This window comes from Vibrio sp. Isolate24 (assembly GCF_022398215.1).
In the GTDB taxonomy this organism is placed as follows: domain Bacteria; phylum Pseudomonadota; class Gammaproteobacteria; order Enterobacterales; family Vibrionaceae; genus Vibrio; species Vibrio coralliilyticus_A.
The window spans coordinates 1,303,266-1,322,908 of record NZ_JAKEUU010000001.1 but is presented as its reverse complement, the minus strand read 5'-3'; the positions used below and the strand labels follow the sequence as shown (position 1 = coordinate 1,322,908).

Here is a 19,643-nt window from a genome sequence, read left to right as displayed (position 1 = left end):
CGAGGGAAGCACAATGAGCAATGGAATTCGCCGATTAAAAATAGAGCCACTCACCAAAGAGACGTTTGCAGAATTTGGAGACGTTATTGAAGTCGAAAACAGCGACTACTTTATGATCAATAACGGCTCAACCCGTCGTTACCACAAGCTGGCGAGCACAGACGTGCAAGATCAAGGTGGTGAAGCCATCATCAGTATCTTTCAGGCCACGCCGCTGAGTTACCCTCTAACGATAAAAATGCTGGAACGTCATCCGCTTGGCTCACAGGCCTTTGTTCCGTTGCTTAGGCAACCTTATTTAATTGTTGTTGCACCGAAAGGAGATGACCCGCAGTTGTCGCAAAGCCGCGCCTTTATCAGCAATGGCCGACAAGGTGTCAATTACCACAAAGGTGTTTGGCACCATCCGGTGTTGGCGCTGACCGAGCGTGATCAGTTTTTGATCGTCGATCGAGGTGGTGAAGGGCATAACTGTGATGAAGTGTTTTTCGACACCGATTTGGTCTCTCTGCATCTGGAAGATATTCCAGGCAACAGCAGCACGGATGAAGAGCAACGCATGGAACAAGCGTTGTAATGCTGGCACTGACCATCAAAAGGTTCCCTTGTGATGGAAAGCGCTGGCAGTAAATAGGAGTTTATTATGGATCCACATATCACGGAGTGGTTGAATCTGGCGATTCGCTGGGTTCACATGATAGTCGGGATCGCCTGGATTGGCGCATCGTTTTACTTTGTTTGGTTGGAGAACAACCTAAACCGCGTTAACCCGAAAACTGGCCTGTCAGGCGATTTGTGGGCAATTCATGGCGGTGGTATCTACCACCTTGAAAAGTACAAGCTTGCGCCACCGGAAATGCCAGAGCACCTGCACTGGTTTAAATGGGAAGCATACTTCACTTGGATTACCGGTGTGTTGCTACTGGCGGTTGTTTATTACCTCAACGCAGAAATCTATCTGATTGCACCAGGCTCTGGCCTGTCATCTACTACTGCTATTGCGATTGGTGTGGGTGCGTTAGTCGCGGGTTGGTTCATTTACGATCTCTTGTGTGATTCGCCTTTAGGCAAAACCCCAATGTTGCTGGGACTGGTTCTGTTTGTGCTGCTTGTTGGTGCGACCTACGGACTGGCTCAGGTCTTCAGTGGTCGTGGTGCTTACATCCACGTTGGTGCCATCATAGGTACGATCATGGTGGGTAACGTTTTCCGCGTTATCATGCCAGCGCAGCGCAATCTGGTGAGTGCGATTGAAGAAAATCGCGAACCGGATCCGGCACTGCCAGCGAAAGGTTTACTGCGTTCTCGCCACAACAACTACCTAACATTGCCTGTACTGTTCATCATGATCAGTAACCACTTCCCGAGCACTTACGGTTCGGAATACAACTGGGCGATTCTAGCGGGTCTGGCGATCTTCAGTATCCTAGTGCGACACTACTTCAACACACGTCATGGCAGTCAGAAATTTGCCTGGACGATCCCTGTGGCGGCTTTGGGTATGATCACGTTGGCATTTGTGACTTCTCCTTATGCGAACCGACCAGCGGCTCCAGTGGCGAAAGCACCGGTCGTACAACAGCAGGCTGCACCTGTTGCTGAAGCCGCAACAACAGAAGCAAGTGAAACCGTATCGGCATCAACCAATGAGCAGGCTCCTCAGGAGCAAGCAGCATCTACAGCAGGTGGTGTCAGCTTTGCCGAAGTGAACAAGGTCATTCAGGAGCGTTGCTCTGTATGTCACTCTGCCACGCCAACGCACGCAGCATTTGCGGTTGCGCCAGCCGGAGTGGTACTGGATACCCCTGAAGAGATCTTAACGAACGTTCCACGCATCATTTCTCAGTCCGTTGCGACTAAAGTAATGCCGCTGGGCAACCTTACTCAGATGACTGATGAGGAACGATCCCTTATCGGAGTTTGGGTGGAACAAGGTGCAGTTATCCAATAACTGTCCTTGCGGGACTGAGTGTCAGCCTGACTTCCTGTCATCCTATGTTCAGGCTGACATAGACTCCTCATTCCCAGCTGTCTCCAGACAGTGTATTTCCCTTTCCCCGGAACGTGTTCCGGGGTTTTTTATAGGTGTTAAGAAGCAAGAAATGCAAGGTTGTTGAAGTTGTGATGTTTATCTTCAATCAACGCATGCAGAAATTTCGGCTGTGCTACGTTTACTATTGATAGGTAACACATTAGTTGTGAATGAAAGGCTGAGAGCGACATTTCTACCTTCTTTCTCTTTTCACGGGCTCATTAGATGGGCCCTACATTGGTCAATTATAAAAGGATTTAGATGTGACGAAATTAGCCATCAGCATCAGACACAAAACCATACTGGCGACAGTATTGGCAGTGGTTCTGGTGATCATCGTACTGATCAGTACCACCGTGAGCCAAGGTCGTAAAATCATTCTCGACCAAACCTATTCGCAGCAGCTTCCGGCTTCGTTGGGAGAAGTGAGTAACAAAATTAAGCTTGAGTTGGAGAAACCGCTGGTTATCGCAGATGTGATGTCAGAGCTTTCCCAACTGACCGAATTTACAGGTGAGGGTAGTGCAGAAATCGTCGGTATCCTTAGCCGCATTAAGCAGCAGTTTGGTGCTCTGACGGCGTTCTACGTTAATACCGTTGACAGTAGCTACTACATTCCGACCGGCAAATTGAAAGACATGTCGGCACAGTCTAACGATGACCAATGGTTTTATGGTTTTTTAGCCAGTGGCAAGAAGGTTGAGCTATCGATTGATGTTGATGACTCTAATGGTGTCGCGACTGTGTTTGTGAATCACGTGGTGATGCATCAGGGCAAGCGTATTGGTGTTACCGGGATTGGCTTGTCGCTACAAAATATGGGGAAAACCGTCGCCAACTACTCTCTGGGTGAGCAAGGTCAACTGATGCTGGTCGACAATCAAGGAGTAGTGAAAATTCACGCAGATGCCAATCTAGTTGGTAAATCACTCAACGACTTACAGCTAAGAGAATTGGCAGCGCAGCTGGGCAAACTCAGTGACACAGACTCACACATTATTGAAGCTGAAGTGAACGGCAGCGCAATGATTGTCGGGTTTATTGCCTTACCAGAGCTCGGTTGGACACTGGTTTCTCTTCAGCCCCAAAGTGAAGTGCTGGCGGAGCTGAATCAGTTTATTCAGACCATGACTTACATCGGTGTGGTGGTGGCCTTACTCTTTATTGTCATCAGTGCTTATATGACCAACACTCTGCTCAAGCCATTGTCGACCACGGCAGATTTGCTGCTGGAAATCGGCGGCGGTGGTGGTGACCTGACGCAAAGGCTGGACGAAAGCCGCAATGATGAAGTCGGCAGCATTGCCCGTGGTTACAACCAGTTTGTTTCTTATATGGGCAATGTCTTGCAAGAGATCGACCGCTCGCGCGCTGATTTGGTGGCAACCATTGATCATATTGATTCTCAAGCCAGTGAGATGAAACATCAGATCCAAGGGCAGGAGCAGAACATTGACCAAGTCGCGACAGCGATCCATGAAATGAGCGCTAGCTCGGAAGAGATCGCCAGCAATGCCAACAATACGTCAGACAATGTGCAGCAGGCGACAGTAGAAGTGAAACATGGTTTGTCATCGGTCAGCGACACATTTTCCCATACCGAAGCGATGAGTCGACAGTTGGATCAGAGTAGTCAGAGTATTGAGAAACTCTCTAATGATATCAACGCCATCGATACGGTACTGGATGTGATCAGTGGCGTGTCGGAGCAAACCAATTTGCTCGCACTCAATGCGGCGATAGAGGCAGCTCGTGCGGGAGATCAGGGGAGAGGGTTTGCTGTGGTAGCGGACGAAGTACGCACATTAGCGTCACGCACGCAGGATTCAGCCAGTGAAATTCGCACCATTATCGAAAATCTTCAGGGCCTCAGCAATACGGTGGTGAAAGAAGTTAGTCAGAGTCACAGTACTGGTAAAGCGTGTTTAACCGCCGCTCAGGCTTCAGAGAAGCATTTAGAGTCTATCAATCAGTTTGTGGACGAGATTCACCAACTGAGTAGCCAGACCGCCACGGCGACCAATGAGCAGTCTCAGGTTATCAATGAGATTGCTCCGCATGTTTCGAGTATTGCTGATGTGGCACGCAGCAACACTGAGATGGTGAATCAAACCTCCCATCATTGTGCCGATCTGAAAGACAATGTGAACTCTCTCAGCCAGCTGGTGGCTAAATTTAAATTCTAACGAGTGGTGCAAAAAAAATGCCCTATGCGTCAGCACAGGGCATTATTATTAGTGAGTAAGAAAATTAAGCGCCTGCTTTTTTCAGATTCACTTCTTCTTCTTTCACGCCGGCCATTGGATCGTTGAAGCGTGACTCATCCAGAGCCCCTTCCGACTTGGCAACAATGACGGTCACTGCACTATCACCTGTGATGTTTACGGCAGTACGGATCATGTCTAGTAGACGGTCAACACCCATGATAAGAGCGATACCTTCCAGTGGAAGGCCGACTTGGTTGAGTACCATCGCCAGCATTACCAGTCCAACACCCGGAACTCCAGCAGTACCAATAGATGCCAGTGTTGCCGTTAGGATCACCATCAGGTAATCACCCATGGTGAGATCAATATTGAAGGCTTGAGCGATAAAGGCGGTTGCGACACCTTGCATGATCGCCGTACCGTCCATGTTCACGGTCGCACCTAGAGGAACGGTGAATGAAGAAACACGGTTCTCTACACCCATGCGATTCTTCGCCGTTTCCATTGTGACAGGAATTGTCGCATTAGAAGACGCGGTGGAGAAAGCGAACATGATGGCATCTTCCATTTTCTTCAGGAAGGTGATTGGGCTAAGACCAGTAAAGCCTTTCAGCATCACACTGTAGGTAACCAGACCGTGAAGCACAAGTGTACCTGCTAGAACAACGAAGTATTCCGCTAGGTTTAGAATTGCACCCAACCCTAGGCCTGTGAATAGCTTCGCCATCAGGAAGAACACACCGTAAGGGGCTAGGTTCATTAGTAGCGCAACCAGCTTCATGATCACTTCGTTAAGGTCTGCAAATACAGCGGCAATACGCTCACCCGGTTTACCCGCAGCACTGATCGCGATGCCAAACAGCACGGCAAATACGATAACCTGAAGTGTTTTCCCTTCGGCCATTGCGCTGATTGGGTTGGTTGGGAACATGTCGATGATGACCTGACCCAAAGAAGGGGCTTCTGCCGATTTAAACGAGCTAGCGGCAGTGAGATCGGCACCAGCACCTGGTTGGAATAGGTTACCCATCGTTAAAGCAAGTGTGATCGCAACAGCAGTTGTCGCAATATAGAAAGCGAGTGTTTTACCACCCATTCGACCTAAAGTGGAGAGGTCTTTTAGTGAGCTTGTTCCGCAAACCAGTGAAACAAACACCAGTGGAACAACAAGCATTTTTAAGCTGGCGACAAATATCTGGCCACCCACTTCAAACAGTCCATTGACGATGTATGTGTCGACAAATCCGTTGTCGGCAAAGAGGCTGCGAATCGCAAACCCTGTCAAGATACCTGCTAACATGCCGAGAATAACGCGGCTGGTTAGCGACATCGGTTTCTTGGTATTCATAGTGAACACTCCTTATAGTTATGCACCTTGAGTTCACTTCAAGGCGTGCAGGAGGTTATCAGCCGAAGTGAAAAAAAAGAAAATAAAATGCGCTGATAGATTTGTAGATGTGATCTTTATCACTGGATCATATTGATGTTTAACCCTGTGGTAACAAAATTGGCAGGTTGTTTTATCTGAATGTTTTCAAATTTAACGTTTGAAGTGTTGGGTGTTAAAAAATAGGTCATTCTCATTACTTGAGAAATTAGATGCATATAGAGGTCGGATGACTCTATCTTTGCATAGATAATCAATGTTTATGCACTATCGAAGTTGTCACACTGGCCACAGCTCTCATCATTTTTCGACAATAATCCCAGTTTTTTTGCCGCTATCTACTCCCTGCTTGTCAGGCATTGATTACCCCTGTTAACGCATTCACTATGCCTTTGTAAATGCTAGCTACCTCATATTCAACGAGTTTCTCATTGCTTTGGCCGCGAATTTAGCTAATAACACCAATTTACCTAGGAGGGTTCCCCTTAGCATAGAAGCTCGACGTCTGAGACTACATTTAAATAAAGGAATAATTACAATGTCAGAGCTGAGCTATGCCAATACAGGTACGGTTTTAAAAGGCCATCCTGCGGTACTTAATAACTACAATTCATTTTCACATCATTCTGTAAATAGAAGTGGAGCAGATTACCCTCTGCTAGGCTTATCCCCTTCAATACAGAGAATTCAAAGTCAGATTGAGTTTGCTGCGCGAACCAGCTATCCAGTGTTTATTAGCGGAGAAAGTGGTACCGAAAAGCGTTCCATTGCTTCTCTTATCCATCTCAATAGACCGGAAGGTAAAGGGCGCTTCATTCTTATTCCGCCGACTATCCACAATCAATCGCAGTTTAAAGCGTATCTGGAAAGTAGCCTGAATCAAGCGAAACAAGGCACTTTATATTTGTCAGAAGTGGATGTTCTACCACAAGAGAAGAAAGACTACTTGACCACTTTATTCAGCCAAGAGGAGTTTCAACGCAGTTTGGCCGAAAAAAAAGTCCAGTTGATCATTTCCTGTACAGAATCACTGAATAGTGCTGGAGGGAATCGGCAATTTCTCGCCAAATTACTCGGTACAGAAATTCCTCATTTAGAACTCCATATCCCCCCTGTTAGAGAACGGAAGCAAGACCTTTCTAATCATATTGATCACATCCTCAACAAGATCCAGTCTTTCACTACAACCCGTTTTACTCCTGAAGCGATTCAACTGCTGCATAAATATCACTGGCCGGGGAATGTTGAGCAGTTACAGCGCGTTGTTGTGACGTTGGCTTCCTGCTGTGGTAACGACATTGATGTCACAGATATTCAAAATCTCGATCTTTTTCCAGAAAGTGAAACCTTCGACATTGTCGAAGCTGTGCTAAGCCAAGAGTTTAGTGGTTTTCGCCACCTCCATCCTGGGTTACTTAAAGCGCTCAATTATATGAGTAACAACTTCACTGAAGAGCTGACTCTCGCTGATCTCTCCAATTCGGCGTATACCAGCCAATCTCACCTGTCTTATCTATTCCGACAGCACATTGGATTTTCGTTCAAGTCGCTATTGGTGAAAGTTCGTATCCGCTATGCCAAGCAGATGATTGATGAATCACCAATGATGAAAGTGACAGAAGTGTGTTTGCAATCTGGGTTCGGTGATCTGAGCCACTTCGAGAAAATGTTCAAGCGTAATGTTGGCTGCACACCTCGCCAGTACCGTCAAAAAGAAAGAGACAAAGTACGCTTTTCTAACGCGACCTAAGTTGGTGAAAAGGCCGCAATTCTTGAGGGATTTGACCAAGTTATACAGCGGACTTCTTCCTAATATGGAAAGCATAGAGACGAACTTCAAGAGCCTCTGCAATGGAAATCAACATCGAGAAAATGCTGAGTCAATTTACCCCGACTACATCGCGCAATATGTATCTCAATATGGTGGCCGATTCGTTAGGGAAAGCTTCACAAAATGCCACACACGCTCAGCAGCAAATTCAGACCATAGTGGTCACTAATACGGCGTTAGGTTCCGGGTTGATTTATTCCATTGCAGCAAAAGGATCTTAGTCAGTTTTGAAGTGCAATGCTGCGCTTCTTAACCAGCAAAGGAGCATTTGATATGCCAGTAAATGATGCGGTCACTGATTCTGTGACGCAAGTAAACACCGAAGTAGTGGGCGACACCCCTGCTGTTGCGGGTGGAAACCTGTTGCTTTCAACCAGTCAGGCAATGGGCATCTCTGCTCTCAACAGTACAGGGGCAAACCAGCAAGCCACTTTGGTCCATCAGTCTTCGACAGTGCAGGGAGTGAATTCTTTACTCGCTACAGGTACCGCGGTTATTGGCCGTAGTGTCGAACTCATCCTAGAACCTAGCGCAAGCTAATTAACTGAAATTAGGAGCAAATTATGCCAGTTAATGAACAAGTAACAGACTCAGTAACACAGGTGAACACGAAAGTGGTTGGTGAAACACCCGCTATGGCCATGGGCAACCTGTTGATGTCTACCAGCCACGCTTTGAGTAATGCTGCTCACAACGCGACGGCTGCACAGCAGCAAGCACAAATCACTATGCAGGCTGCAACAGTACAAGGTGTGAACTCTTTGATGGCAATCGGTTCTTCGGTCATTGGCCGTGGTGCTGAAGGCATCATCGAAAAAGGCTAATTGATAGCCAAGTTGGAAAAACTAATTGTTAACAACAAATAAGGAACGAAACAATGCCAGTTAATGAACAAGTAACAGACTCAGTAACACAGGTGAACACAAAAGTGGTTGGTGAAACTCCGGCAATGGCAATGGGTAACTTGCTAATGTCTACCAGCCAAGCGTTAGGCACTGCTGCTCATAACGCGACAAGCGGTCAGCAACAAGCACAAATCACAATGCAGGCTGCGACTGTCCAAGGCGTTAACTCGCTTATGTCAATCGGCTCTTCGGTTGTTGGCCGAAGCGCAGAAGGCATCATCGAAAAAGACTCGTAATGCCGTACGCACCTTTGTCAGTCTAGTGGCTGGCAAAGGTGTCTTTGAAGGAGATGTGAATGAAAACGGTAAACACACCCCCTGAGCAGGCAGAGTCTGCATTCCATGCTGCGAATCAATCTGTGGCGCAATCCACTGCCATGGCACTTGCGGACGCAACAGATAATCTGCGCAACCTGAACACATTGAGCACCACGGCCATTGGTACAGCACTCAGTCAGCTATTGGAAACTGGGGATCCCAAATACATGGACATCATCAACCAAGCGCAAAAAGTGGTGACAAATGGCGCCGAGAACTTTGGTGTGGTAGGCGAAAAAGTCGCAACAGTGCTGCACGACCGCTCTCAGTAGATATCGCTGTTCTTCTCATTTCCATTTCAGGTTTGTGAGTTCAGCATCCGTTTCAGCGCCTGTTGAAGGCATCGCAAGGAGTGAACATGAAAGAGCAGGATACAAGATTCGAAAATGAGTTCGAACAAGAGCTCTCGCAAAATACGATTGACCAATTTAATACGCTGCAGGGGTTTTCGTCACAGCCAACCAGCCTGTTGGAAACCACCTTGGCTGATACGCTGGGTTTGTCTATGCATAACGCGGTTAGCACCCAACAGCAATCACAAATGACCACCGCGGCATCGGTAACCAACGCCTGTGCCCGATTGCTCCAGACTCAGACTCGACCGACGGTTGAGGCGAAAGTGGAGCCTAAAACCGAGCCCGCCATTTTTGTTGATGCCAGTCAACGACTGGGTAGAGAAGAAGGTGGCTCGGAAGACATTCAAGAAGGCGATGAAGAGAAGAAGCGTTCATTCAGTTTGCTGCGCTTTCTGAAGAGAGATAAAGGGGCGAGTGATGGCCAGCAATGATCCAATCAAGTTTGATGTCAATGAACAGCTTAAACAGATTGAGTCCTTTACCGCGCAGCAACAGCAGGATGTTCAGAAGCTTATTGCTGACTCGCAGAAGCGCTTTGGCTCCGGTCAGGTAAAAGAGTCTATCGATGAAGTGGAAAATGCAGTCACAGGCATGCTGGATAATATTGAGGGTCAACTTGAGCAAGAAATCAGCAAAATCAATCAGCAGCTGCAGGAGCTGCTTCCAAATGAAATTCAATAAGTGAGGTTATCATGCCGAAAAAAGTCAACGAGCAGATCACAGACTCCGTAACTCAAACCAATACTCAAGTACTGGCGGGATCACCGGCTAATGCAATGGGTAATTTGTTTACCTCTATGGGCTTAGCGATGTCGAACCTGAACAATAATGCGACATCAGCACAGCAGCAGGCCAATATTGGTATGCAGGCTGCGACGGTGCAGGGCGTTAACGCACTAACAGCGATTGGAACAGCGGTACTCGGGCGAGCTACAGAAGCAATCGTCGAAAAAGACGAAGAATAACGTTATTGCGCTTTAATTTTCTTGCCAACCGTACCAGTTGACCCAACGGCCAATTCAATTATGACATTGGCCTTTTGTTTTAGGAGTGAATCATGAGTGACAAGAAGGGTGCTGAAGATCTTAAACAAGTATCAGAGATGATCGATCAACTGACGGAGTCAGCCATGTCAGACACTATGGGTCTGCATATGCAAAATGCCGTCACCATACAGCAAGGTATGCAAGCCATCAGTAATGCTTCGACCTCGACGGCATGTGCATTGATCCTCAAAAAAGGCGGCTAACGGATAACCGCCAATGTCGAATGAGAGCACGACTGACAAGGCCAAACAATCGGTCGCTCAATCCACTGCCATTGCCGTGCAAGATGCGGCTGACAACCTGCGCAATCTCAACACCATTAGTACCACCGCTATCGGTGTTGCTTTGTCTGAACTTCTTGCCACTGGTGATCCCAAATACGTGCAGGTGATTGAACAAGCACAGAAAATCATGGAAAAAGGGACCGCCAACTTTGCTGAGCTAGGTAGCAAAGCGGCTGAAGTGGCGAAGAAGTTTGGTTAGTGGATGACACAAAAAATGGTGAGAAAAAACCATTTATTGTACGATTTAACGAAATATTGTGTCACGGAGGACAGCGAAAAAAATTAACTTATTGAATTTTAATTAAAAAATATTTGGTATGACATTTGCTTTAATCCGATATTTTCTTCGTCTGGTGTAAGCATGAGTAACCATAACCCCCTTCCCCCTAAGACATCCATGTTTTGGAATAATCAACCTTTTAGTCATGATGACGCTGTTTCGGCGTACGACCAAGATGGCACATTGGCGTCATTGAACCAGAAATCTGATATCCCCTCGGATGATTTGGCAGGTTCTCCGCCTGAGCACAGCATGTTCTGGGAAGGTGGAACTGAAAAAATTGAGCCACCTGAACAAGACGTGCCCGCAGAAAAGCTCAACCTGAAGAAAAAAGAGGTAGAAGGGGAGACGATCAATATTGTTCCTGTACGTTACGCCATCGACGAAATCGACGATCCAGAGGCAGAGCCCGCAACCAAACCATATGGGCTGCCTGAGGGCTGGAGGGGTAAAGGTTCAACAAAATACAGTTCAGATTCAGGTTTAGGCTATACGCTGAGGCAGCTAAGAGACGGTTGGTTATATGTTTATGACCACATGACTAAAGAGCTCGACGAATACGAGGTTCAAGGGGTGAATTTTACTCAGTATCTGATGAGTGAAAGTGAAGACCCTGAACTAGGCAAAGAGAGTCGTGGTCAGGCACAAGAAGCCAAGCCCTACATTACCTACCCGACAAAAACCGCCATATCATGTGTGTTTTCAAAGCACCGCTGGAGCTGGGAAAGCTATGAAAGAGTTCGTGCTGGCGAAACGAAAAATGGCCAGTTTATGTCGACTCGGGCACTAAAGCTGCCAGAGGCCTCTGATGTTGGTGATATTGAACTGTTATCTCAAGTGGCGGATATAGAAGATAGTGTGATTAATGATCATCGCTTTGCTAACAGCAGTGTCCTCACTTCGCTAGATAGTGAGTATCCAGATCTAGAAGTGAAACCTGTGGCATCCGCTGCGGAGATAAAAAGTACATTACCTCCTGACGAAGCTGCTTGCATTATGGCAATTGACGACTATTTGGCTGAAGGGCGTGATGTCTCAGCGTATTTTGTTGGGGTAGCTTCGCCATACCGATTATTCGAAGAGCAATACACTAGCCAGTGGGCCTTGATGCAAACTGCTATGCAGCTTTGTATGTTCGGTTCAAAAGATGATCTTGATATGCCATCTATCGTCAAACGCAGAGGCCAGGAGCTTGAGTTCTATAAAGATCTCTCAAGCTATTATTCTAGTCGAAGTCTTGTGGATATGGCGAAGCGAAATGAAGCTTATCCTGGGCAGTTTAATGAAGCTTATCCTGGGCAGTTTAATGAAGTTAACAAAGAACTTAACAAGCTATATGGCTCAAACATGTCCTCAACAATGGAGTCTAGAGAAGCGTATTTCCAAGAAAAATACTGTGTTTCACCTACCCGATTAAAAAGTTACGAGACATGGGCGGCGACGGATAAATGGAGAAAAATGCTCGACTGGCAGCGTATGTTCTCTGAAATGGAAGAGTTGACCAACAAGCGCGAGGAATTATTCGAACCTGTAACAAAGGTGAGGGAAGATTTTCGAAAGACGTTAGAGAAATTGTCTCCGCGCCGTATTGAGTGGTTAATGGACTTATGGGATAGGGAAACTCAGGAAGAGTTACTCCACTATCACATGCAAATAGTCGAGGCCGTCACTTTTATCCAACATGAGGAGGATCAAGCATTTATCGCGGCAGAGTTCAGTAAACCGACGACGATCATTCCGCTCAATACGAGCGGTTTCAGTCGAGAACTTTTCAACATTCTAGGCTCTGCGATTCCAATGAGTATTGATGACGCTGCTACGGTTTCAGCGCAGCAACAAACAGAACCCAGCATTCAGGACAAATTTGCGTCGGCAGCTTCAAATTGGGGAAGCGCTACAGGCATTTTCAGCAAGCTGGTGGATTTTCTCACCAACGAAGATGTTTATGGCAGCGAACTGCTTAAACCTCTAAGTGACGGAGCCAAGAATATTCATCTGCTTATCAACGAATTTGTCGAAGCGCTGTCACTTGCCGCGCCAAAAACGAGTGCCAGCTTCATCGCTCAGTCATCCGTACTGGTTCTGTCTGCAGTTGCCCCGACTGCCACTGCGAATACGACTTACATGAGAATGGCTATGGCTGAACGCCTTGCTCTCAAGATGGGGCTGGAAGTGCCGACTGACTACTCGACCAAATTTGTCGAGTGGCGAGATAAGATCAAACGCAATGAGGCGATCTTAAAAGAATCCAAAGCTATAGTTGATGCGTTTAATCGTAATGATAAATCAGTATCCAAGAGTGCTTTCAAGACGGCTCGGGAAAAATACACCAACGCTAAAAAAGTGCTTAGAGCCAGCATGCTGGAATACCCACAAAAGATTGTTCTACCGAAAGATTTTGCATCTGCGATGGCGAACGTGCGTCTGGATATTCTCAAGGGAAAAATTGATAGGCTCGGAGATTACTATAAGTCGGTAGGCGGGCTCGGCTTTATCGGTTTGTTGTTCAACCTTATCTCATTTCATGACGCCCTAGATGATGCATTTGAGGATGATTTTGTTCAGACAGATGAGTACCTGGCAATTATTCAAACAGGGATGTACTCGCTTTCTGCAGTTGTTGGTATTCGCACAGGTCAGGTGTGGACAGCGGTATTAAGTAATGATCTAGTTCGAAAGAATTCTCTAAGGGTTTTGATGAATAATAGAGATTTTTTTGATATTAGGCCGGGGATGTTGAGAGCACTTAATGTCTTTAACAAGTGGCTTGGTATGACTGCTGCTCTTGGCCTTCTTGCAACTGGTACGGAGATGTTTAGAGTCTATAAAAAATTAACCAAGAGCAAAGGACAAGAACAAGTTCTTTATAGTGCTCAAATGGGTTCTCTCCTTGCTACAAGTTTTGTGTTGGGAATTCAAACTGTTGGCTTTACGGGAGTTTTACCACTATCACTGACATTGGGGATGTTTTCTACAGGTGTGTTAGCCATAGCTGCTGTTATCTATATCGGAACTAGCCTTTTACTAGAAGCTGAAAAGAAAGATTCTTACCAGAAGTGGTTGTCTGAACTGCCTTGGGGTACTTCACCAAATAGAAAACACTGGAGTTATCAGAACAAATATAACTTTACGTCTCAAGATGATATTCAGCTAGTCATTGATGCTTTGTGTGAACTTGAGAAAGTAATTGAGCAACCTGTTATATCACAGTATCCGATAAATAAAATCGAGCCTAACTCGCAAGGTCCAGCAGCTGCAATAGTGACTCAAACAGGTGTGAAAGTTGAGGTGAACCTGCCAAGGCTTCCAAGAGTTGATGCCATTAAGTTGTATTTAGAACCTGAACCTTTAACAGACGAAGACATTAAAGTGATTATTCCAGATGATGCAGATGATGCAGATGATGCAGGTGATACAGATGGTACAGGTGAGACGAAGGAAAGTTATACTCATCTTCAAATCGTGTTACCTGTAGAGGGGCAAAAGTACCTAACAATTAAAATTGAATATGTGACTCTAGCAGCGGACGCCGATAAAGAAAAAATACATAACAGCTATTTGTATCAACATGCCATTAAAGATAAAGCAATATATACAGCAGAGTTTGATAGGGATAAAGTAACATTGTATGACTCTAAATTGTCTCCCAATTATCAAGTTGTTCCTTTGAGAGGTTAAAAACAGTGGCTAGTTTCCCGTTTTATATAACACCTAATGAATTTTCTGAATTACAACAAGAATTGAAGCAAGATATTGCTACAAGTTCTGATAGCTTGTCTTGGTCGACTTACAACTTGGAAGAAGAAAATAGGTGGCTTAGAAAACAACTTTGGTTAGCTGCTTCAACAGCAGTTACTGTATTCCTTGTCGGCATAGGAATGGTAGCTAATTTTTCAGACTTCACTTATTTGAGTAGTATTGTTTGGATATACATCATCAGCTTATCTATTGGTGCTTTTGCAACTTATGTGAGCTTTGCAGTGGATGACTTTTTTGATTACCACTTGTCTTCCAAAGGCATTTCTATCTCAAAATGCGTTGGCGAGCCCAAATGGGTGCCTATAGCCACAAAAGCAATGGGAGTTATTGGTAGTGTGAGCTGTGTTGCTTTGGTCGCAGTTATGGGACCCAGCGCTTTAGTTGGTGCTGGAGGCTTTATATTGCTTTCATTTACTTTATTGAATAGAAAGCCCAATGAGCCGGACCTAAAAGTTGTTCCCGCTGAAGATTTTATGTGTGCACGTTATGATAAAAAAAGAAATATAGTGTGCATATTTTCCAAGATAGATGTTTGTCGCCCATCAGAATCAGAGAAGCATGAAGGAAAGATACTGAGATCACTTGCAAAGACACGACTTTATATATTCCCTGAAAGTGCAGAGCGGTACGAGCAAGTTTTGTCATTAGTTGAAAATGAATTGGACCTAGAGTGTAAACCTGAAAACGACCTTGGCGTTATGTTCGACTGGAAAAAAGCACCCCAAGAGTTCAAAGCCTTCCGCCATCAACGCGAACATTATTCTATGGAAGATGCGGTGGCGAAAAGAGATCATCCAGCGCCACCACCCAAAAAACCAAGATAAAGCATGACTTAATGCCAAAGCCAAAAAGATGCCTCGGTTAAGCTGGGAATGACTTGAGAATACCCTGTAGAGTTTGGATTTAAACTCGAAAGGTAGGAAAGTGAATGAGAATATTAGACTTAGTGTTCATCATTTGGTTAAGCTTTTTAACGCTTTATCAGTTCAATATGTTATTCCGGCTAATGGTTGATGGTTGGTTTTAGAGAAAACCCATAGAGATAAAGCTCTATGGGTTTTTTACTTTATAATCAGCCTGTTAGATTTGGGCTGCCATCAAGCTAAGCTCTCAGCTTATCTGCTATAGTGCTGATGGCTGCATCGGTTCGACACGTCATGACCTCGACAAACTTGTGTGGCTTTTGTTCGACTAAGTGAAAAATGGTCATCAATGCTAAACGCACTTGGTGGTCATTATGGTGGTTACTGTCGTGAATCAGGTCGGCAACCTCAAGCAGCTTTTGTGCTTGAGTTTTATCACCATCACTCATTCCGGTTTTTCTCGCCACCCATTGAAATCCGCTGTAAGCAGAAATCAGCAAGCCAAATGGTGTAACTTTGAAAGAATAACGCACCGCTGCCCAATCAATATTGTCGATGGCTAAGATAATGGATGCCATAACAGGATCGTCATTCTTAAGTTTTAATGTCTCTTTACCATGTTGTTTGAGATCGTAAAGAAGCAGTTGTTTGGCCATATACGTATTGAAATCAACGGTTGCGGTTAACGGAGTCAGCAAGTTTCCGCCGAAATGGAGCCCTAATGCGGTTCCACCTCTACTGGCTATTTGACCAAGCGTAAACCATAAAATACTACGAGCATTTTCACGCAAAGTGGTAGGTATGCCGGTGATTTGTTTTTTGAACCATTGAAGCCATGGCTCTTCACTGGTTTGCCGTTGAGTTGCCTTAATCAAATCAAGCATTGGGTTGACTTGAGTAATGAGTGTGTCAATCGAATGGAAGCCTGCGAGTGGCATTTTCTCAAATGGAATTGAGACAAAATGAATCGATTCTGGTTTTTCGATTTCAGGTGTTGGGAAATCAAGCTTCTTGGTGATGACGTCAAGTTGCTTGTCAAAGAACTGAACGAAATCATCTTTGTCTGCGGGAGTGTCGCTGCCAAATAATCCGCTACATACCACATAAGGTGCTTCCGCAGTGCTGGTGACATCATGTGTGTCATATTTGATCTTCTGCCACAAAAAGTTCATCGCTGTGATGGTTTGCGGAGAGTATTCGTTGCAGAACAGATTAAAGGAATCTGAGCTGATTAGCTGCATTAACCAATCGGCATAGTTTGTCGAAGCGGGGTTAGTATCAAGGATATCTCTCGGGAGTCTTTTGGGGTATTCAGATATCTCGGCTTTAATGCCATTGAAGCTAGCTTTGAGATCGGCATATAAAGTGCGAGCCATTGAGGCAGCATTGGATTTCTCTAAAACAAGAGGGGACACAAGGCTGGGGCATTGTGTACTTACTTCGGCGAGGTGAACTTGAGCACCACTCAGGCTTTTAACGGATTCTTTCGAGCTTGAGTTGATAAGCGAATCCAAGAAGGAGGAGTGTGTACTCACATTTTTGTCGGCGTATAAATCTGATAGCACAGTCTGCATATGAGCTAAAACACTCGGAAAGTCCTGATATAGGAAGTACACGAAGTCGCCGCTATTGAGCAGTAAATACGTCCAATCTCGATAATCGACTTTTTCAGGTATCGTGCCTACGCTCATGTTCCTCATCTCATTTTCCCAATCCCCTCGGCTTTTGAGGATTGAGGCCAAATGCTTGCATGCTCTATTTCTGATGGTCATCACGGGCTCCTTACTGTTCTTCAGAGTTAACGTTTTCTAACTCTGTGAGTTGCTGCCACAGATACTCATCCATAGCTTGCTGTTGGCTGGTTGTGAGAGGGGCACTCTCGTTTTCAGTTGAGCTGCCTGAAGCCCCCTGTCTTAACGGGTTAGTGTTGGTTGGCATTGTTGTCACTCCAATTAGGTTGAATGGCTGGACGAAGCGTCCAAGGCGTGGAATTTCAAAAACGTCAGCACGTTGTGCTGACGAATCACACATGAAGTGGTTCAACTATATGAATCTACCGGTGGATTCACTCAGGCTTAGCTGTGATCTTCTCGGGGGATGTAATGCGGAGTTGAGAAATGGAAGCGATTCGCTGACTTATGAAACCAACAAAACTCGTCATTGGTTCGCCTAGGTTTCACATCGGTTCGCCAAAGTATTGGAGCCATAGCGTCGCTAGAGTGGAGGAAGCCGTGCGTCTTCATTACTGCTTAGCTTTTTGAGTTGTGATTTGCCAAAAAACTTCATGTAAAGGCGCGCTTCCAACCTTTAGTTCAGTAAACAGGAATCTAAGATGCCAATTAATGCCATTCAACAAAAAGCGCGTGAAATAAAGCGTCGTGTCGATAGTGAAATTACCGAGAAGTTTCTTGAAGTTGTTGCCGTGCCCACGGAAGCTGCGGCGTTAAGGGCCGATGCAGCGCTGCGTACGAAAGCGGGGCTCAACACCAATAATATTTATTACCACTATTTAAAGGGCGGGGCTGCGTTAACCAAGTTAAATACTGGTGGACACCCGACGAGTGATTGGGATTTTCAGGTGATGCCTGACTTGGCCACCTACACCAAGTGGGCGACGGGTGCTAATCCAAACGCAGAGTTGGATACCGTCCACAATGCGATGGTGGAAGTCCTTGAGGATGCTGCGCAAGCTCTGAGAGCGGGTGTCGGTCCAAATGATGTCACTGTGGGCATGAACACCACGATGAACAACTGGTTAACTGGTGAGTTATTGGGGGTCATAGAAAAGGTGGTCAGAGAAGAGACTGGGCTCGTCGGGCCAATAACCGTGGCGTATCAGAATAACCAAAGCCGATGTTACCAAGTCGGTCGCGAGATGCGCTACTTGCCTGAATGGGAGATGCGCAACCATCGTTTGTTTAATAATAACAGCCAGAGAATTGAATTTGGCCCTCTTGATACGGTCTCACACACGATGACCGATAATATCAGTGGGTTAGGTTATCAGGCACAATGTACTCCAACCATCTATGTTAACCATACGATTCCTGGCTTCTTGCTCTATCGTCTAGCTATAGTGTATGACTTCAGGATCACCCATGGCGGTAATACGGAAGATATCAGATTTAAGTCGGAAGTGGTTGACTTGTCGACACCGCGTATGGGCAACCCTGAATCTTATATTTCAGTCAAAGATGAAGTCACCGTCTTGAGCGATGACCAAAATAATGAGTTTAAGATCCCTGGTTGGCGTTATATGTTGTTTGAAAACTTGCTGCTGATTGGTGAGATCGAGCTAGGTGTTAGTGGCAGCCCACATAAAGAGGCAAAGAGAAAGGAACGGGCAGCCGCCGCTTTTTATGCCATTGCCGGTTTGAACAACAACCGAGCGAACCTGAAAGCCCTTGGAAACGCAGCAACCATTCAAGAAATTCCCAACCAGCAAAACGGTACACATCGAAGAGGTATCATCCCGCAGGTAAAATATGATCTGCTCGGTAAAGTGAATCACTTTGCAGCTTCCGTCAATGAGCAAGGACCGACCGATGACGTGATTGATTACATCAATAAAGCAGTAGAAGGCAACTATGACTTAGCGATTACAGGTTCCGGATTGCTGCTCACATCGGCTTGTGATCAAAGTAATGTCAATAAGCTAATGAAGAACCTACCTAACCTCAAAGCCTGCATTCTTAACCCTTTAACTTTCTCTCAAGTCAACACCGCACTATCTATACTACTCAAACCAAACTCTACAAAGGTCAATCCAAACGACAAATTCAAAGTGGTTAACGATGCTTTGTTGAGTACTTGGTTGCAACTTGACAGCAAGGACTGCTTTAAGAATATGGATTTCCCTCTGGGGCTAGTCAAGCTTACCGTCAATACCAATGCGTATAACGACATCAAAGGCCGAGCCGTTTATCTTAAGAGCAAAAAGTTTGGTACTACTAATATTCATAATGTTCGAGTGATTGAAACAGTGAACTCGAAAGAGATTCTGGTGAGTTTTAATAGCCAGATACAACAAGGTATGAACCAACGAGTATTGAACCAGAATAACCGGGCTCACACGACATATATCTGCTTCACTCTTGATGCGAATTTAGATGGTAACAACCCTTCTAACGTTTATTACGAAGCGGTAGGTGACCAGAATAACGGGCCGTGGGCGGCGTTGGATTCTTGTGTGCCGTATAAACTCAAATCTTCCAATTGTGAAGATTTGCTGGGTATCTATCTGCAAACGATCATGTTGGTGCAAGTGCGATATCCACTGATGGAGTTATATCGTCAATTGAAAGCTAGAACCTAGTCGATTAAGGAAACAAAAATCCGCCATTAACGGCGGATTTTTTGTGGCTGTCTCTGCAAAT

Annotated in this window: 20 protein-coding genes; 17 read left to right on the top strand and 3 right to left on the bottom strand. The window is 45.5% G+C overall.

Annotated elements, in window-relative coordinates; genetic code table 11:
• Positions 1–13: 13 nt before the first annotated feature.
• From L1D23_RS05750 to L1D23_RS05740, 3 genes are all read left to right on the top strand, one after another.
• A complete protein-coding gene (locus L1D23_RS05750; RefSeq protein ID WP_239864780.1) occupies positions 14–577 on the top strand; it encodes an ureidoglycolate lyase in 564 nt (187 codons plus the stop codon).
• Between the two features lie 66 nt (positions 578–643).
• On the top strand, positions 644–1,951 hold the full coding sequence (locus L1D23_RS05745; protein WP_239864778.1) for a urate hydroxylase PuuD: 1,308 nt from the start codon (positions 644–646) through the stop codon (positions 1,949–1,951).
• Between the two features lie 344 nt (positions 1,952–2,295).
• Positions 2,296–4,218, top strand: a complete 1,923-nt coding sequence (locus L1D23_RS05740; protein WP_239864775.1) for a methyl-accepting chemotaxis protein — start codon at positions 2,296–2,298, stop codon at positions 4,216–4,218.
• 64 nt (positions 4,219–4,282) lie between these two features.
• Here the strand turns inward: L1D23_RS05740 and L1D23_RS05735 are convergent, their stop codons facing one another.
• Positions 4,283–5,587, bottom strand: a complete 1,305-nt coding sequence (locus L1D23_RS05735) for a dicarboxylate/amino acid:cation symporter (protein WP_239835649.1) — start codon at positions 5,585–5,587, stop codon at positions 4,283–4,285.
• Between the two features lie 577 nt (positions 5,588–6,164).
• Here L1D23_RS05735 and L1D23_RS05730 point away from each other — a divergent pair.
• The 13 genes from L1D23_RS05730 (at position 6,165) to L1D23_RS05670 (ending at position 15,228) form a co-directional block, all read left to right on the top strand.
• Entirely contained in the window at positions 6,165–7,376 is a 1,212-nt protein-coding gene (locus tag L1D23_RS05730; RefSeq protein ID WP_239864773.1) for an AraC family transcriptional regulator, read from the top strand.
• Between the two features lie 101 nt (positions 7,377–7,477).
• Complete coding sequence (locus L1D23_RS05725) at positions 7,478–7,678, top strand: RebB family R body protein (RefSeq protein ID WP_006960107.1); 201 nt, start codon at positions 7,478–7,480, stop codon at positions 7,676–7,678.
• A gap of 52 nt (positions 7,679–7,730) precedes the next feature.
• A complete protein-coding gene (locus tag L1D23_RS05720; RefSeq protein ID WP_239864771.1) occupies positions 7,731–7,997 on the top strand; it encodes a RebB family R body protein in 267 nt (88 codons plus the stop codon).
• Between the two features lie 23 nt (positions 7,998–8,020).
• Positions 8,021–8,281 (top strand): RebB family R body protein, encoded by a 261-nt coding sequence (locus tag L1D23_RS05715; protein WP_006960109.1) that lies wholly within the window; start codon positions 8,021–8,023, stop codon positions 8,279–8,281.
• Between the two features lie 53 nt (positions 8,282–8,334).
• The gene (locus L1D23_RS05710; protein WP_006960110.1) at positions 8,335–8,598 is read left to right on the top strand and encodes a RebB family R body protein; all 264 of its coding nucleotides are present in this window, start codon (positions 8,335–8,337) and stop codon (positions 8,596–8,598) included.
• A gap of 59 nt (positions 8,599–8,657) precedes the next feature.
• Entirely contained in the window at positions 8,658–8,951 is a 294-nt protein-coding gene (locus tag L1D23_RS05705; RefSeq protein WP_239835646.1) for a hypothetical protein, read from the top strand.
• An 86-nt stretch (positions 8,952–9,037) separates the two neighbouring features.
• Entirely contained in the window at positions 9,038–9,466 is a 429-nt protein-coding gene (locus tag L1D23_RS05700; protein WP_239864769.1) for a RebB family R body protein, read from the top strand.
• Complete coding sequence (locus L1D23_RS05695) at positions 9,453–9,716, top strand: hypothetical protein (RefSeq protein ID WP_239864767.1); 264 nt, start codon at positions 9,453–9,455, stop codon at positions 9,714–9,716. The genes L1D23_RS05700 and L1D23_RS05695 overlap by 14 nt, the downstream gene beginning before the upstream one ends.
• A gap of 11 nt (positions 9,717–9,727) precedes the next feature.
• On the top strand, positions 9,728–10,000 hold the full coding sequence (locus L1D23_RS05690) for a RebB family R body protein (protein ID WP_019277222.1): 273 nt from the start codon (positions 9,728–9,730) through the stop codon (positions 9,998–10,000).
• 92 nt (positions 10,001–10,092) lie between these two features.
• The gene (locus L1D23_RS05685; protein WP_099608220.1) at positions 10,093–10,284 is read left to right on the top strand and encodes a RebB family R body protein; all 192 of its coding nucleotides are present in this window, start codon (positions 10,093–10,095) and stop codon (positions 10,282–10,284) included.
• A 13-nt stretch (positions 10,285–10,297) separates the two neighbouring features.
• Positions 10,298–10,564, top strand: coding sequence for a hypothetical protein (locus tag L1D23_RS05680; RefSeq protein ID WP_239835643.1), 267 nt, complete (start codon positions 10,298–10,300; stop codon positions 10,562–10,564).
• Positions 10,565–10,726: 162 nt separating this feature from the next.
• On the top strand, positions 10,727–14,323 hold the full coding sequence (locus tag L1D23_RS05675) for a toxin VasX (protein WP_239864765.1): 3,597 nt from the start codon (positions 10,727–10,729) through the stop codon (positions 14,321–14,323).
• 5 nt (positions 14,324–14,328) lie between these two features.
• Positions 14,329–15,228 (top strand): hypothetical protein, encoded by a 900-nt coding sequence (locus L1D23_RS05670; RefSeq protein WP_239864763.1) that lies wholly within the window; start codon positions 14,329–14,331, stop codon positions 15,226–15,228.
• A 278-nt stretch (positions 15,229–15,506) separates the two neighbouring features.
• On the opposite strand, the gene L1D23_RS05665 is transcribed toward L1D23_RS05670, so the two are convergent.
• Both L1D23_RS05665 and L1D23_RS05660 read right to left on the bottom strand, forming a co-directional pair.
• Positions 15,507–17,039 (bottom strand): hypothetical protein, encoded by a 1,533-nt coding sequence (locus tag L1D23_RS05665; RefSeq protein WP_239864762.1) that lies wholly within the window; start codon positions 17,037–17,039, stop codon positions 15,507–15,509.
• Between the two features lie 10 nt (positions 17,040–17,049).
• Positions 17,050–17,298, bottom strand: coding sequence for a hypothetical protein (locus L1D23_RS05660; RefSeq protein ID WP_239864759.1), 249 nt, complete (start codon positions 17,296–17,298; stop codon positions 17,050–17,052).
• 301 nt (positions 17,299–17,599) lie between these two features.
• On the opposite strand from L1D23_RS05660, the gene L1D23_RS05655 reads away from it, so the two are divergent.
• On the top strand, positions 17,600–19,582 hold the full coding sequence (locus tag L1D23_RS05655) for a hypothetical protein (RefSeq protein WP_239864757.1): 1,983 nt from the start codon (positions 17,600–17,602) through the stop codon (positions 19,580–19,582).
• Positions 19,583–19,643 lie beyond the last annotated feature (61 nt).

Excerpts from the sequence above, each read along its gene's own strand:
- L1D23_RS05655 (WP_239864757.1), top strand. The coding sequence starts at position 17,600 with ATGCCAATTAATGCCATTCAACAAAAAGCGCGTGAAATAAAGCGTCGT.
- L1D23_RS05730 (WP_239864773.1), top strand. The coding sequence starts at position 6,165 with ATGTCAGAGCTGAGCTATGCCAATACAGGTACGGTTTTAAAAGGCCAT.
- L1D23_RS05750 (WP_239864780.1), top strand. The coding sequence starts at position 14 with ATGAGCAATGGAATTCGCCGATTAAAAATAGAGCCACTCACCAAAGAG.
- L1D23_RS05680 (WP_239835643.1), top strand. The coding sequence starts at position 10,298 with ATGTCGAATGAGAGCACGACTGACAAGGCCAAACAATCGGTCGCTCAA.
- L1D23_RS05695 (WP_239864767.1), top strand. The coding sequence starts at position 9,453 with ATGGCCAGCAATGATCCAATCAAGTTTGATGTCAATGAACAGCTTAAA.
- L1D23_RS05735 (WP_239835649.1), bottom strand. The coding sequence starts at position 5,587 with ATGAATACCAAGAAACCGATGTCGCTAACCAGCCGCGTTATTCTCGGC.
- L1D23_RS05710 (WP_006960110.1), top strand. The coding sequence starts at position 8,335 with ATGCCAGTTAATGAACAAGTAACAGACTCAGTAACACAGGTGAACACA.
- L1D23_RS05665 (WP_239864762.1), bottom strand. The coding sequence starts at position 17,039 with ATGACCATCAGAAATAGAGCATGCAAGCATTTGGCCTCAATCCTCAAA.
- L1D23_RS05700 (WP_239864769.1), top strand. The coding sequence starts at position 9,038 with ATGAAAGAGCAGGATACAAGATTCGAAAATGAGTTCGAACAAGAGCTC.
- L1D23_RS05685 (WP_099608220.1), top strand. The coding sequence starts at position 10,093 with ATGAGTGACAAGAAGGGTGCTGAAGATCTTAAACAAGTATCAGAGATG.
- L1D23_RS05725 (WP_006960107.1), top strand. The coding sequence starts at position 7,478 with ATGGAAATCAACATCGAGAAAATGCTGAGTCAATTTACCCCGACTACA.
- L1D23_RS05660 (WP_239864759.1), bottom strand. The coding sequence starts at position 17,298 with ATGTGTGATTCGTCAGCACAACGTGCTGACGTTTTTGAAATTCCACGC.
- L1D23_RS05705 (WP_239835646.1), top strand. The coding sequence starts at position 8,658 with ATGAAAACGGTAAACACACCCCCTGAGCAGGCAGAGTCTGCATTCCAT.
- L1D23_RS05675 (WP_239864765.1), top strand. The coding sequence starts at position 10,727 with ATGAGTAACCATAACCCCCTTCCCCCTAAGACATCCATGTTTTGGAAT.
- L1D23_RS05745 (WP_239864778.1), top strand. The coding sequence starts at position 644 with ATGGATCCACATATCACGGAGTGGTTGAATCTGGCGATTCGCTGGGTT.
- L1D23_RS05720 (WP_239864771.1), top strand. The coding sequence starts at position 7,731 with ATGCCAGTAAATGATGCGGTCACTGATTCTGTGACGCAAGTAAACACC.
- L1D23_RS05690 (WP_019277222.1), top strand. The coding sequence starts at position 9,728 with ATGCCGAAAAAAGTCAACGAGCAGATCACAGACTCCGTAACTCAAACC.
- L1D23_RS05715 (WP_006960109.1), top strand. The coding sequence starts at position 8,021 with ATGCCAGTTAATGAACAAGTAACAGACTCAGTAACACAGGTGAACACG.